The following is a 471-nucleotide window of genomic DNA, read 5'->3' as shown; positions in this document are numbered from 1 at the left end:
CTGGTTCTCTATTTTATTCCTGGCATTGGCCAAACCATCGCGCCGGTGCTGTGGTTTTTGTTCAGCGCCTGGATGCTGGCGATCCAGTATTGCGACTACCCGTTTGATAACCACAAAGTGCCGTTTAAAACGATGCGCGCCGCGTTGCGCACGCAGAAGGTCGCGAATATGCAATTTGGCGCGCTCACCAGCCTATTTACGATGATTCCAGTGCTTAACCTGTTCATTATGCCTGTCGCCGTCTGTGGCGCGACGGCAATGTGGGTTGATTGCTGGCGTGCTAAGCACGCGTTATGGAAATAACGTAAAAATGTATAAATAAGAGATGGCTTATGCTGTCTCTTATTCCATACTGATAACCATTATTTCCCATCAGCATATAGATATGCGAAATCCTTACTTCCCCATATCTGGCTGGAAGGTATGCTGGGAAGGTATCCCAATTTCATACAGTTAAGGACAGGCCATGAG

Annotated in this window: 1 protein-coding gene; it reads left to right on the top strand. The window is 47.8% G+C overall.

The genetic code is table 11. From position 1 onward, the window contains the following. Window positions 1-303, top strand: a 303-nt coding sequence (cysZ, locus tag RAD15_RS43695) for a sulfate transporter CysZ (protein WP_458184843.1), incomplete at its 5' end; no start/stop codon positions are given. Window positions 304-471 lie beyond the last annotated feature (168 nt).

The sequence above is a fragment of the Bradyrhizobium sp. 14AA genome (genome assembly GCF_054185205.1).
Note: the sequence above shows the minus strand (reverse complement) of the source record. Positions and strands in the feature narration are given on the sequence as shown.